We start from the raw sequence: 13,079 nt of genomic DNA, 5'->3' as shown, positions 1-13,079 counted from the left end.
AGGGCGTGGGTTGCTGCGCTTGTCGCTAAGACACAATCTCATAGCACGGCACATACTCGGTGCCAGGTAGCTTCATGCGCTGTTGCTCGACGAAGCTTTGCAAAAGTTTATCCATTTTTGCCATCAAATATTTGTCGCCATCAATCTTAAATGGGCCATGGCGTTCAATATTGCGCATCCCTTCATCTTTTACGTTACCTGCGACGATGCCTGAAAAAGCCTGACGCAGCGCAGAAGCAAGCAGCTCAGGGCGTTGATTCATGTGCAAGTTAAGGTTTGCCATGTTCTCATGTGTGGGCGCGAAGGGGTGTTGAAAGCTAGGCTCAATTTTTAATGACCAGTTATACGAGTATGCGTCACCCGTTGCTTTGCGATGTTCTTTTACCGCCGGCATGGCGTTTTTCATTAACCGTGCAGCTTTGGCCGGATCATCAATCACAATTTCATAGTATTGTGTGGCTTCTTCACCGAGCACATCACGAATGAATGCATCAATGTTACGGAAATAAGCTTCACTCTCTTTTGGTCCGGTGAGTACGATCGGTAGTGGTTGTGCGCGATTATCGGGATGCATCATGATCCCAAGAATATAGAGTAACTCTTCTGCGGTACCGGCGCCGCCAGGAAAGATAACGATACCGTGGGCTATACGAACAAACGCTTCTAATCGCTTCTCGATATCGGGCATGATCACCAACTCATTCACCATCGGGTTGGGTGGTTCGGCGGCGATGATCGACGGCTCAGTCAGGCCTATAAAGCGGCTATCATAAGTGCGTTGTTTTGCATGACCGATGGCCGCGCCTTTCATCGGCCTTCCATCGCGCCTGGCCCGCAACCGGTACAAATATCCAGCTCTCTCAGCTATTCATGCCCTACTTCACGGGTGTATTGGTATTCGATGTCATTGATCGAATGGCCGCCCCAACAGACAACCAAGCTAGGATCGACATGAGGACGCAGTGCTTTGGCGTTGCGTAAGATACCGAAGATTAAATTGGTAATATGTGGCGAGCTGTCTAGGTTTAGCGCCGGGCTGTGCTCAAGCTGCACATTGACATGAATGATATCTCTTAGCACAGAAAACATGTGCTCTTGAATACCACGAATGATTTTACCATCGACGAAAGCATGTTCGGGCGGGTTGACCAACTCGAGTTTGATCCCACGCTCACGACGGAGTACCCGGATCTCGAAGTTTTCATGCTTTTCTAGCAGCGCTTTAGAGCTATCCGTATGACTACCGGAATTTAAAACAGCCAATGAGCAGTTTCGGTACAAACGATATAACCCGCTGCTGGCGCTGGTTTTTAAACGATCAACTTCAATCTGGGAAAGCAGATCCATCGTTCCAATAGGGCTAATATGTGTGATCATAACGACAACCTCTTGCGGACCGCCCCCTTTTGAAAACCAAGTAGGGGAGATAGCACGGTGCTATAAAAATCAGTGTGTTAATTAAAAATACACACGCCAGCCACAATTGACCAGTAATAATTAACACCAAATGATTTGGTTACGCCCACTGTTTTTGGCTTGGTATAGTGCCTGGTCTGCCCGTTCTAGAACCGGGGTTGGGGTATCTTGACCGCTAAAGAGGGTGGCACCAATCGATACCGTGATCGCGACGCGCTCGTTTTTGAATTTTAACGGTAGCTTGCGGATGGTATGGCTGATGTTGGCTAGGATCTCCGTGCGGGTATCATCGTTGGCATCAGGTAATAAGATCACAAATTCTTCGCCCCCAAATCGGGCAATAAAATCGGTGTCACGCAAGCATTGATAAATCGTACGCGCGACGATCTTCAAGGCTTTATCACCGACTTCATACCCAAACTGTTGATTAACTTGCTTGAAGTGATCAATATCAATCACCGCGAGGCAAAACGGCCGTTGGTACTTCTTCCACAAGCGAAATTCATGTTCGAGGCGATCGTTGAGCGCGGCGCGATTGTAAACACGGGTCAGAGGATCGAGTAAACGCTTACGTTCTTGGTCGCCAACGTGGCGGCGTTGATCCATGGTGTGCTCGGCTAACGTGCTGAGCTGGTTTTGATTATGACTCAGTTGCTCTTCGAGTGCCTGCTCTCGCGTTTTGAGGGCGTCGTTCTCTTTTGCTATGACGTTGAGCGCGTCGAGTGCACGCGTCAGTGCGGCCTCAGGGTTGGACTCTGAGGTACCTTTTAAACTCAGTTCGTGCTCAATATCAGTAATGGTGCGATCTAAACGTTGGTCCACGCTTTGGTGTGCCATGCGTAATTGCGTGGCATGATCAAACGCGCGCGTATTTTGCTGGCTAATTGAAACCAGATCATCATTGACCTGGGCGAGGAACTGTTGCGACGCCAGACGCTCCGCGTGTGTGGCGTCTAAAATTAACCGAAGTGCGGTGAGCGTGAGTGAGACGACAGTTGCCGGCGATACATCAGTCAATAATTGGCGACGAATATCAAGCAGCTGACTGCCAGCTTGACCATCAATATCTAGTTCTGTAATGAGGTTTTGTAGTTCATCGGCGACGCGACGAATTTGGTCTTGGTCGAGCGTTACTTGCGCCTGTTGAGCCCGAGGGCGTGTGGCTTGCAAGGTCACGGCTCGCTCGTAGAGCTGAAGCAATCGGATTAAATGCTGAGTACGCTCTGTGTCACTGTTTGCCGGTTTTGCCAACAACTCTCGCAAATCTCGCTTGAGCTGAGCAGGTAGGCCAGTGACACGTTGTAGCGTTTCACCACTGGTGTGAAACTGCTGCTCGAGATGTGACTGTGCTTTTTTTGTGTCATGTCTTGATGACTCACCATGCGTTCAATAACAGCTAAACGCGGAAGCAACGCGCTAACATCCTGCGCCGAGTATAATACGTCACGGAAATCGGTTAATTTTTGATCTGCCGCGGTGTTTTTACCTGTGCATGTTGCAATCAATCGCGACACTAAGCGTTTAAGCGCGTGGATCTCTCGACGCGACTTCAAAGCCAACTCTCGATACGCTGAAGGCGCATTATGATGATCCGCCTGAGCGGTCTGTGCCGACAACGGTGATGGAGTTGACTTAGTCATTTTGTCGAGAAAATACCTGATTACATTCGCGATTTAGCATCATAGTTGGCGACATCGCCCCACCCACGGACGTTAGCTATACCGACTTATTGCTATCGTCATCAATAAAAGATGGTCGCTTTTTATCAGATTCGTGATCCTTCTGCCAGTCCATGAAGCCATTTGATGATGTTTTAACCTTTACGAGCCCAGAGTCAATCCCTTTCAAACAGGCTTGACGAAGGTTAGTGTTAACGAAGCTCGCTGCTGGCGCCGTATTAATCGCACTAAAGTGTACCCAATGGCTTTCTTCGCTTTGTTGGACCAATGCTCTAGCTTGGTGTGTGGCAGTTAACAAGATTTCGATCAACTCTTGATCGTTGATTGAGGTGTATGCGCGTGGCAAAAAGGGGTATTCCGCCAGGCCAATGGCGACGTGTGGCGTTAAACAAGCCAGAGGTTGGGGAGCGGCATCAGTGGATGCGCTTTCATCAAGCAATTCATCTGATATTCCGGCAGCAGCGTCCTCGGGTGTTTCCTCGGTTACCGTGTTTTGGTATTGAGTGACAAAATCCTCAATCAAGGTTTGTACAAACTGCGCGAGTGCTTCAGGTTTAGTGTCTTCGTCCCAGTTGGTTTCAATGTAAATAAACAGCGTATCGGCAAAATGGTAAAGGCGCCCAGATTGGGTCACGCGTTCCGACAGGTACTCCCCGAGTTGACGCTCTATGTCTTGAGCACGCTGATAGCCATGCAACAAAAACAATTCTTTGAGAAAAGCGACATCAAACATGGCAAAGCGTAGCCGATCACTCAGTGGCTGGTGGATCATATCGTTGAGGTACCATTGCTCAAAGTTGGCATTACTTTTTTCGAGCGAACGTGGCAATTTGGCATTCAGCATGCGTAAATTTCTCAGCCCAGTGCGTGGGTGGGTATAAAAGTCATCACGCAATTGCTCTAGCTCGATTTGACGCAATACGGCGGCACGGTGACGCAGATAGACAATCGCAATTAATACGCCAAGGCTGCCCAACAAGAAATAATTAACTTTCTGGAGGTGCAACTGTTCTTGATGCGCGGTATCGAGCTGACGCTGTAACTCATCCATTTGTAACTGACGTTCAACCACACGTTGCTGTTGTTTGAAGGTATCTGCTTGTTGTTGTTGCTTTGACTGTGTCTGTTTTGCACGTAATTGCTCATATTCTCGCTGCATTGCTAATGCCGTTTGATACCGCCCCTGAGCCTCTAATGCGTTTGATAGTGCCTGATAAGCGTGGGTCATGGTAGAGGCAATCGTTTTCCTCTTCTGCACGCTCAAGCGCGGTCTTGATTTCCTTTTCTGCTTGTTTGGGTTGTTCAAGGGCTAAATGAATACGGCCTTGTAGCAGCATTGCCTGTGTTGTCAGTGGCGAGTTAGGCAAACTCCCCACGAGCCGCAATGCATCCTGAATATAACGATCACTGAGGGGAAAGTGTTTTAGTTCAAAGTAGGTCCGTGCGATGGCGAGGTGTACATCGGCTAAAGGTTGCGTTCGGCCAAGAGACTGCTCAACTTCTAGCGCATTAAAATAATGCACGAGGGCAAAATTATACCGAGATTGCTGCTCGTACAAGGCAGCCAATAGGCGTTGAGAGGCTGATAGTCGTCGGCTGAGTGAGAAGTGTTCGAAAAACGCCGCCGCTTGATTGGCATGTTCGAGTGCTTGCTCAAGAACACCTTGTTGGAAATAAAGTCGAGCGAGTTCCATGTTGGCATTCGCGATCAGTGCGGTATATTCATTTTCACTGGCGATCCAGAACGCGCTAAGCAGTTCAGTTAATGCACTTTCATGCTGTGCTTGTGCCAGTAAGAAACGTCCAAATGAGAGTTGAAACTCGACTTTGTCGCGACGATCTTGCGGATCATTGCTCAGTTGGCTGCGTGCGTTTTCATAGGCCACTGACGCCGTTTCGGTATCAGATGTTTCGGCCAGTATGTTGGCGCGTAACAGAGCACTACGAAAGCGAATATCGGGTCCATTGAGGCTATTCTCCGGCAAGCCATTCATCGCCGTTTGTACGTTATCTAACTTTGCAAGTGCACCTTGCTCATCGCGGTCTAAATGCCAAATGAGTGACGCCTCGGTAAGCACGACTTGCACGTAAGTGTGTTTTAAATCGTACTCTTCAACGACCTGATACGCTTTTTGGAGCGCCGCTTTGGACTCAATCGGCTGCTCCAAATGCGCATAAGCACGGGCACTGATCAAGTACGCGTAAACCGTGTGCAGTGGGGTTCGGATAGACCGATCTGTATCATTGTTGACGTGTGAACGATTAGCGCCTGTTGTTAATCGTCGTTGGGCGAGAAATCGATTGCTGATTTCTAATGATTGGATCGGTGACGTATCCAGTAATTTTTCGGCATCGGTCAAGACAGGCGAGGAGTGGATAGAAGCGAACGCCGTCATCGACGTCAACCAGAAAAGCAGGCCTACAAGTAGTCGGCTGATGCGCATGCGCCATCCTCTATGTATAAAAATGAAAGAAAGGCTGCCGAAAAGCAGCCTGTTTGGTTACTGTCGTGCTAACCGGTTATTTTCACTGGGGGTTTTACCCATATTGGTACGGTAGGGGTTAATGTCTAAACCACCGCGGCGAGTATAACGAGCATAGACGGTCAGTTTTTCAGGCTGACAAAAGCGCATAATATCCATAAAAATGCGCTCAACGCACTGCTCGTGAAATTCATTATGTTCACGGAATGACACCAGGTAACGAAGCAATTCCTCACGGTTTATTTTCTTGCCCTTATAAGCAATTCTCACCGAGCCCCAATCGGGCTGGTTGGTGATCAAGCAATTAGATTTAAGTAAATGACTATGAAGTGTCTCAGAGACGACGGCACCTTGAGCAGCGTCTTCTAGCCACTCCGGGTGAAAACGGTAGTCATCAATACTGATGTCTTGATGATCCAAGCATTCGCCAGACAATCCGGCAATCGTCTCCCCTTCTAGCTCACTGAGTGGCGATAAGGTGACATCCACGGCTTCACCAGCACACGCGGAAAGATCGGTTTGCAATGCATTCGCCACTTGCTGCCAGTTATCGAATCGGGTTTGGTTAAAGCTATTGAGGTATAACTTGAACGATTTCGATTCCACCAGATTTGGACTCGATGCGGGCAAACGGACTTCGCCTATCGCCACTTGAGGTAAGCCGTTTTTGTTTAACCAGGAGAGTTCATAGAGCGTCCAAGTATCATATCCCGTAAAAGGAAGCGACGCCTGATCGAGGCTGATAGCTTGGCGATTTAATTGACGCGGGACCGCACGTAGCTGTGACGGGTCATATTCAGTCGGATAATCAGTGTGTTGGCCTAGAGATAGCTTTGCTAGGGCATCGGCATCTTGATAATTGCTCATACGGATCTGCTATTGATTCAAGTAGAATGGGTAAAGTTTACTGAATCTTGCTGTAGGTTGCGAATGGAGAACACATTACATCTTGCCCTTTGGGCGCTGGCACAGAATTACGTTACCGCATGGCAGCATCAGCATCAGAGTTTGCCATGCACAGAGGACTATATTGGGCTCTCGTCGCCTTGTGCCGTGAGTGAAAATACGCATCAAGTGCAGTGGAGGCCGGTTAAGCGCGATACCGCCGCAGATTTTACCAACGTTGAAACGGGCATATCGCTTCGTTTACACAGTGATATCAAGGATTTTTATAATCGTCTCTATTGTGCCGATTTACCGGTTCGGTTTGAGGGGGAATCACTCTGTTTGGTACAAGTTTGGAGCGACGACGATCTTGCACGTTTACAAGAAAATATTTTGGGGCATTTAATGATGCAACGTCAGCGTAAATTGACCCCGACTGTTTTCATTGCCACCACGGAGGACGAAATGACGATTATTGCGATCGATAACATGAGCGGCGAAGTGGTGAAGGAAGGATTGAATACGGGCACGCGCGAGGTGATAGCTAAAGATGCCGAAGCGTTTGTAACCGCTTTGGAGGTTGATGTCGTATGATCCTAACCGAGCTTACGTTTGAGTGTTTTGATAACACCACAGTCAGTGCCGTCGATCGTACGCTAAATGGCCTGATGGACGCGCTTCGTTATAACGGTCAGGTGCTCGGACGCGAGTTTCCCATTCTCATGCAAGAGGGGCAATTTCAGTTACGTGTTGTGTGCCCTGATGAAGACGCGTTACAACCCAAATATCATAGCCCGCAAGTCAAACGTGCGTTGCAACAATTGGCGGATGCGTGTTTAACCCAGCCTAAAGTGCGTCTTTTGGGACGCGATCTTAATTCAGAGCAGGCGGCGCCCAGTGCTTCTCCGAGCTGGCAAGTACTCTACACCACATTTGTGCATACTTGCTCACCGCTGCGCTGCGGAGATACCTTGCTTCCGATACCGCTCTATCGCTTACCCGCCACCTTTAATGGTGACCACAAAGCGGTGATCAAGTGGCAAACGGAATGGCAGGCCTGTGACGAGCTACAAATGGCAGGAGCTAGCGATGCTGAGTTTGCAGGACTAAAAGAAATAGAAAGCCCGCATACCCGGTTATTTCAACGCGGCTGGGATTTGCGTGGCCGCATTGAATATCTAACCGGGACCCAACTTACTATTATCAGTATCGTGTGGGGGGCACAGGACAAAGAAAGTGAGTTAGAGCGCCCTTGTCCTAAGTGCGGGCAGCCATGGCGTTTAGCGTCCCCACTCCATGATATCTTTTTGTTCAAATGCGACCGTTGCCGTTTGGTGTCTAATCTGTCTTGGGACTTTAAACTGACGTGATGACGATGCGCTTGTTTTATTGGCTGCCCAGTTTTGCTTCTAACTGGGCCAAGCGCTCGCTTAGCTGTGTAATATGTTGTTCAAGTTTATCGATACGCTCAGCGTCAGACGAAACGGTTTCGGGCGCAGACATTGCCGGAAGAGGCCGATTGTCTTTGGCACTTTTGACTGCCTGAATGATAAGCGGCAATGGAACTTGTGTATCCAGTTGGGCTTTTATTTTTGCCACTGTCGCGCTCTGTCCTTTGGCGGCAAGCGCTTTTAATGCTCGCTCTAATGCAGCTTGATAGCTCATTTCATCTCCTTGCTTTCAGGTAAGCGGCAAGGTTAGGGCTTTCTCAGCAATGCATCAAGCATATCAACCTGTTCAGCCCAGTCGGCATCTTCTTTTACTGCTTGATCAATCAATGCTCGTTGCGCGGCATTCCAAAAAGGGGCATCCACCAGCGTTTGCCCGTCCACCAGACAATGACTGGATAAGAAGTGCTCAATGGCAGAGTGATCGCTGGCTAAACCGAGTTGCTCAAACAGATACTGCAAATCATGTTGGAACGTTTCCATTGTCTCTCCTATTCGGTTGATATGGGTCTATACTCACTGTAGAAAACGTAAAAACTATAGCAAGCGTAAAAACATTAGGCCGAGTCCCTTCTGCTGAAAACCCAATTCTATTCTGAAGAGAAAATCCCCCTTTGCCGTGTGCGATATCTCTTACAAAGGCGTGGGATAAAAGCAGAATCGCATCAAGACAAATCGCTTTTCTTTATTTATTTCCAAATAAAAACAGCCACTTATTCTTTTATCGATTATTCAGACAAAAAAATGAGAGATTACGCACGTGACAGTGGCTTGTACCCAACGTCGATTCGCGTAATCTTATGGGTGTCGGAAGGGAACTGACACAGGGAACAGGAATCACCAAGGATTGGACCCTCAGGATGAGGCAGTACTTCAGGAAGAAGCGCTGGCAGGGATTGCAAAAAGGACAACGGATGGAGCCGTTCTCTACAAGCAGGAAGCTTGTAGGTCAAGAAGACTTAGGACAACCCAGGACGGGGGCTTAAGGACCACTTCAGGATGAAGTCATGGACACCATCCAGGATGGAGAGCTTATCGAAAATGGGAATTTCGGTTTGTCAGGATGACGAAAGGACACCTCCAAGACGGAGAGACAAGGAACGACGCTGAAGGAATCAGCGACTGATCAAGGAATGATGCAGGGAGCACCTTTTAGTAGCAGGACAGCTGCAAGTAAAACTTTAGGGCGCGGCGCAAGCTGCGCCCTTTCCTTTTTGAGTGTTAGACCCGACACTCGGTGGCCGACACTCGGTGACTCCCTGTCACGCATTGTCAAAAACAACCTCAGCGTGTGCACCATTATTTTAATCTAGTACAGCTTATCGCGATGCGCGACCATGTCTTTTCACTGACGGTCTTGCCATTGATTAATCGGATTGACCTGGCATCGCATGGACAGGCGTCTCAATCGTTTTCAGCCTTAGCCCATAAAGCTGTGCTTGGCCGGTGTAGTGATCATTACCTGTCGCTGAAAACTCAAACCAATAATGCGTTACCCATCGCCAACCGACTTTTGTTTTGACCATCGTATGACGACCGCGCGCGATGGAGAGCAACTGCAACTCCATTCGCTGACAGTATTGACGAATATGCTGATGAGCCTGCTCAGACTGTCGCCGCTGTTGCCAAAATAGCAATGCAACGACGACAACCAGCAAGATGGTAAACAGATCAGTGATCATGGGTGGTTTGTGTTACGGCTTGTTGCATCCGAGCCATTGCCTGCGTCAGTGCAGGCGATGTGTGACCGTGTAGGCGGGTCAGTAGTGCACCGCGTAACGGTGGCAACATGACTAAATCCGTATAGATCTGCTGAAATAACGCTGCATCGTGTTGGTCCGCCAGAGCAATTAAAAAGCGATCAAGCACGGACTCATTCGCTAAGCTACGCCAGCAGCGACCAGCAATGGCGACAAAAATTTCTCGGTGGTGGAGTTCTGGTCTTTCAAGTACGGCTTCTATCAACAATGTGCCGTGTCTGAAGGCGCCCTGCGTGAGCACGAAGTAATGCACTGACCAAAAATAAGTCGACATCTTGGCGTTGGCACATTTGGGTAAATATCTCGCGTAAACTTTCCGCTAATTTGGCATTAATATCACAATGCTCCAAACAACCTAAAAGCGCATACAGTGGCATAGTGGGTATATTATTCAGTGCTTTACGGATGCGGGTTGCATTATTTTGCGCTTGCATACGCACGCAAATATCTGCCAGGCCCTGTAGCCCAACACCTTGCCAATTGTCCCAGCCGAGCTCGCCATTCAGATAATGCTGAGCATAATCATAGTACTGGCTGGCGGGATGACCCAGCTGATAGGTCAGTGTGGCGTGAAACATCGCCATCTTGTCGTCAGTTGGGGTAAAGGTGTAAGGATTGTTGGCCAGTTTCTCGCGCTGTGCCTTGTTTGGCGTTGCAGTTAGACTCTCGCCCATTGCAGCACTGACATACTGAAGGAAATCGCCCATCGCGGTGTGATTTAATAACCCTCGTTCATCTAAAGGCATTTTTAAAAACCATACCCAGGGCGTTCCCCCTGGTGGCCAAAAAGCAACGGCCATGTGCGCATATTGGCGTAATGGGTGAGGGTAAGGTTGTTGGTTGGCCTCGACGGCACGAAAGGATGCCTCTTCTAGGCGACACACTCGACGGCCTAAATCATAGACACTGAATTGACAACCTGCTTGATCAAACAGGGCGCTGAGGGCGTGAACCGTTTGCATGATATCCGCTCTTCGTTATCACTTAATTAGCGCGAGTATACCAGTTTTTATCCAGGCTATGCTCGCCTTGTTGATGTCGTCTTTGATCGGTTCGTGCTATGCTTCGCGCTTTTCCGATTGAGTAATGATGAGGTTGTCAATGACTCTTTGCCAACAATGTGAACAACTCCTTGATGAATTAGAGCAAGTGCTTGAAAGTTACGAGTTACTGCAGTCGACGCCACCGTCACCCAAACGACTGGCGAGCACTGAGCCGTTTGCGGTTGATACACTGGCATGCCATGAATGGTTGCAATGGATATTTTTGCCACGGATGCGCCAGTTGGTGTTATCTGGCCAGTCACTGCCAAGCAACGTTGAAATGGCCCCCTATGTGGAAGAGGCTATGAAAGATCAGTATGGCGCGGCCGCAGTCGTCAACGTGATTTATCGTATTGATGCGCTTTTTGCTCAATCATGACAATATCGCCACTCTCTATTTTGTACCACGATGCGTACTTGGTCGTGGTCAATAAACCGTCTGGGATGCTGGTTCATCGCTCTTGGTTAGACAAGGGGGAAACTCGGTTTGTGATGCAAACTTTGCGAGATCAAATTGGCCAGCACGTGTACCCACTGCATCGCCTGGATAAGCCGACATCTGGGGTCTTGGTGTTTGCGCTATCCAGTAAGGTGGCCTCTCAGATGATGCCGCAGTTTGCTGAAGCACGAGTTAAAAAAACGTACCATGCTATTGTACGAGGCTGGGTTTCCGACGCTGGACAACTCGATTATCCGTTGGTGGAAGAGCAAGACAAAATAGCGGATAAACACGCCAGCCAACCGGCGACAGCAAAGCCGGCGGTGACTGACTATCAGCCATTGGCGACGGTTGAGTTGCCGATCGCGACCGGACGATATGAGACCAGTCGTTATAGCTTGGTAGCGATGCAACCTCATACTGGACGTAAGCATCAATTGCGGCGGCATATGCACCACTTAAGCCATCCAATCATTGGCGACACCACGCATGGAGATGGTCGGCACAATCGCGTCTTTAGAGAGCGGTTTAATTGTCATCAGTTGCTCTTGCATGCCAGCGAAATGATGCTAACGCATCCAGCCAGTGGCGAGACTGTTTTTATTCAGGCGCCTTTGGATACAGTCTGGCAGCATGTTATTGAACAGTTGGGCTGGGAAGCGCCGGCGTCATCATTCGATAACTAGACCTTGCCATGGGCGGTGTACTTGCATGCTGTTCTTACAGTTTTTCGAGCTCGGCCTCGATTTCTGCAATCTTACTGGCGACCACTTTTTCTAGATGACGTAGGTCGGTGAGTACTTTTTGCTTCACGTCTTGCTCGGTATGCTCGTGTTGTACGATCTGATCGAGCTCATCAATGACCAAAGATAGGCTCCGGTTTATCTCTGTCACTTCTTTTGAGCGACCTGTACCGCTGTCGACGACCACATTTTTACGCTGTCGCGGGTATTTAAATTTCATACTCCGTGCAAACAGATCGCCTTTTGGCTTACTAAAATAAATTTTGAGCGTATCGTAGCTCGCTTCTTGGCGTAGCGAGTAGCGTTCTATTTTTTCAGGGTGTTCAACGCCGATGTTTTTTAACTGTTGATACATAGCCACCTCATTGTTAGACATCGTAACGATCGCGAGCCTTACACTCGCGATGATCTGGTATTATTTGTTGGCGCGCGAGAAGGCTTTCTCGAGTGCCGCTTTCAATTGTGCTTGGTGTTCAGAGGTGAGCGCTTGATTGTCGAGATCCGTGACAATAAAAAAATCCTCTGCGCGCTCGCCAATGGTGGTAATTTTAGCCGCGTGAACACTGACATTTTGCCGAGCAAAAACCGCCCCGACACGTGCCAATAACCCCGGCGTGTCAAGCGCGACCAATTCCATAAGTGTACGCCGTCCGTTTTTGGTGGGTAAAAATAACACCTGAGTTTTAACCGAAAAATGTTGCAACTTTTGCGGCGATCGACGTTTAGGAATGGTTATCTTGCCAGTCTCATCGAGTGCTTTGCCAACCCCTTCAATGATTCTGGGGTGTCGATCAATAGGGATAGCCTCATCGTTTTGGTCGAGCACCATAAAGGTATCGAGTGCGTGGCCATCTTTACTGGTCATCACCTGGGCATCATGGACACTGAGGTTTTTCTTATCTAATGCGGCAACCACACGGGCGAATAAGCTCGGTCTGTCTTGGCAGTAAACGAATATTTCTGTACCGCCGCGAGTCGCTTTTTTACTCACCAGCACTAGCGGCTTATCACCGCTGTGATGGAGCAGATGTTCACTATGCCAAGCAATTTGTTTGTGGGTCAGCTAGGTCGTCAGAAAATGRWGTGCGGCTTTAAAGAACGCTGCCWCRATCATACTTCTATCTACATCCATTACACCTAGAACTCGCCCTGACGATGACAGGCTGAGGAAGCATGACGAAGC

At 48.8% G+C, this 13,079-nt stretch carries 15 protein-coding genes and 3 pseudogenes; 4 read left to right on the top strand and 14 right to left on the bottom strand.

Annotation, left to right across the window (positions count from 1 at the left end; genetic code table 11):
• Positions 1 to 25: 25 nt before the first annotated feature.
• The 7 genes and pseudogenes from ppnN to queF all read right to left on the bottom strand — a co-directional run bounded on the left by ppnN (position 26) and on the right by queF (position 6,445).
• A pseudogene (gene ppnN / locus DZ54_RS19410) lies at positions 26 to 1,377 on the bottom strand (nucleotide 5'-monophosphate nucleosidase PpnN).
• Positions 1,378 to 1,497: 120 nt separating this feature from the next.
• Positions 1,498 to 2,022, bottom strand: coding sequence for a GGDEF domain-containing protein (locus DZ54_RS27080; protein WP_338057036.1), 525 nt, complete (start codon positions 2,020 to 2,022; stop codon positions 1,498 to 1,500).
• 72 nt (positions 2,023 to 2,094) lie between these two features.
• Positions 2,095 to 2,709, bottom strand: a pseudogene (locus tag DZ54_RS27075) (hypothetical protein); the annotation flags it as partial.
• A complete protein-coding gene (locus tag DZ54_RS24700) occupies positions 2,622 to 3,056 on the bottom strand; it encodes a hypothetical protein (protein ID WP_128080456.1) in 435 nt (144 codons plus the stop codon). The pseudogene DZ54_RS27075 and the gene DZ54_RS24700, both read right to left, overlap by 88 nt.
• 76 nt (positions 3,057 to 3,132) lie before the next feature.
• Positions 3,133 to 4,254, bottom strand: coding sequence for a hypothetical protein (locus tag DZ54_RS23310; RefSeq protein ID WP_051415927.1), 1,122 nt, complete (start codon positions 4,252 to 4,254; stop codon positions 3,133 to 3,135).
• Positions 4,238 to 5,539, bottom strand: a complete 1,302-nt coding sequence (locus DZ54_RS23305) for a tetratricopeptide repeat protein (RefSeq protein ID WP_051415926.1) — start codon at positions 5,537 to 5,539, stop codon at positions 4,238 to 4,240. Before DZ54_RS23305 ends, DZ54_RS23310 begins: the two co-directional genes overlap by 17 nt.
• Positions 5,540 to 5,596: 57 nt before the next feature.
• Complete coding sequence (queF, locus tag DZ54_RS0105600) at positions 5,597 to 6,445, bottom strand: NADPH-dependent 7-cyano-7-deazaguanine reductase QueF (protein WP_025673378.1); 849 nt, start codon at positions 6,443 to 6,445, stop codon at positions 5,597 to 5,599.
• A 63-nt stretch (positions 6,446 to 6,508) separates the two neighbouring features.
• On the opposite strand from queF, the gene syd reads away from it, so the two are divergent.
• Both syd and DZ54_RS19395 read left to right on the top strand, forming a co-directional pair.
• A complete protein-coding gene (syd, locus tag DZ54_RS0105595) occupies positions 6,509 to 7,057 on the top strand; it encodes a SecY-interacting protein (protein WP_025673377.1) in 549 nt (182 codons plus the stop codon).
• Positions 7,054 to 7,833 (top strand): Zn-ribbon-containing protein, encoded by a 780-nt coding sequence (locus DZ54_RS19395; RefSeq protein WP_081721600.1) that lies wholly within the window; start codon positions 7,054 to 7,056, stop codon positions 7,831 to 7,833. Before syd ends, DZ54_RS19395 begins: the two co-directional genes overlap by 4 nt.
• Positions 7,834 to 7,849: 16 nt before the next feature.
• Here the strand turns inward: DZ54_RS19395 and DZ54_RS0105585 are convergent, their stop codons facing one another.
• The 5 genes from DZ54_RS0105585 to DZ54_RS19390 all read right to left on the bottom strand — a co-directional run bounded on the left by DZ54_RS0105585 (position 7,850) and on the right by DZ54_RS19390 (position 10,633).
• Positions 7,850 to 8,128, bottom strand: coding sequence for a hypothetical protein (locus DZ54_RS0105585; RefSeq protein WP_025673376.1), 279 nt, complete (start codon positions 8,126 to 8,128; stop codon positions 7,850 to 7,852).
• 32 nt (positions 8,129 to 8,160) lie between these two features.
• Positions 8,161 to 8,394: a DUF2789 family protein gene (locus DZ54_RS0105580; protein ID WP_025673375.1), complete on the bottom strand. Its 234-nt coding sequence runs from the start codon at positions 8,392 to 8,394 to the stop codon at positions 8,161 to 8,163.
• A gap of 884 nt (positions 8,395 to 9,278) precedes the next feature.
• Complete coding sequence (locus DZ54_RS0105570; RefSeq protein ID WP_025673373.1) at positions 9,279 to 9,593, bottom strand: DUF3301 domain-containing protein; 315 nt, start codon at positions 9,591 to 9,593, stop codon at positions 9,279 to 9,281.
• Positions 9,583 to 9,876: a DUF3549 family protein gene (locus DZ54_RS27070; RefSeq protein ID WP_338057032.1), complete on the bottom strand. Its 294-nt coding sequence runs from the start codon at positions 9,874 to 9,876 to the stop codon at positions 9,583 to 9,585. The genes DZ54_RS0105570 and DZ54_RS27070 overlap by 11 nt, the downstream gene beginning before the upstream one ends.
• Complete coding sequence (locus DZ54_RS19390) at positions 9,857 to 10,633, bottom strand: DUF3549 family protein (RefSeq protein WP_338057031.1); 777 nt, start codon at positions 10,631 to 10,633, stop codon at positions 9,857 to 9,859. Before DZ54_RS19390 ends, DZ54_RS27070 begins: the two co-directional genes overlap by 20 nt.
• Before the next feature lie 139 nt (positions 10,634 to 10,772).
• Here DZ54_RS19390 and DZ54_RS0105560 point away from each other — a divergent pair, with 139 nt between their 5' ends.
• The gene (locus DZ54_RS0105560) at positions 10,773 to 11,093 is read left to right on the top strand and encodes a YqcC family protein (protein ID WP_025673372.1); all 321 of its coding nucleotides are present in this window, start codon (positions 10,773 to 10,775) and stop codon (positions 11,091 to 11,093) included.
• On the top strand, positions 11,090 to 11,839 hold the full coding sequence (truC, locus tag DZ54_RS0105555; protein ID WP_025673371.1) for a tRNA pseudouridine(65) synthase TruC: 750 nt from the start codon (positions 11,090 to 11,092) through the stop codon (positions 11,837 to 11,839). The genes DZ54_RS0105560 and truC overlap by 4 nt, the downstream gene beginning before the upstream one ends.
• Positions 11,840 to 11,873: 34 nt before the next feature.
• Here truC and DZ54_RS0105550 read toward each other — a convergent pair whose 3' ends face one another.
• Both DZ54_RS0105550 and DZ54_RS0105545 read right to left on the bottom strand, forming a co-directional pair.
• A complete protein-coding gene (locus DZ54_RS0105550) occupies positions 11,874 to 12,251 on the bottom strand; it encodes a DUF3461 family protein (protein WP_021022007.1) in 378 nt (125 codons plus the stop codon).
• 60 nt (positions 12,252 to 12,311) lie between these two features.
• A pseudogene (locus DZ54_RS0105545) lies at positions 12,312 to 12,956 on the bottom strand (ACT domain-containing protein); the annotation flags it as partial.
• Positions 12,957 to 13,079 lie beyond the last annotated feature (123 nt).

Source organism: Salinivibrio socompensis S35 (genome assembly GCF_000513715.1).
Taxonomy (GTDB): domain Bacteria; phylum Pseudomonadota; class Gammaproteobacteria; order Enterobacterales; family Vibrionaceae; genus Salinivibrio; species Salinivibrio socompensis.
The sequence above is the reverse complement of the archived record's forward strand: the minus strand, read 5'-3'. Positions and strand labels throughout refer to the sequence as shown.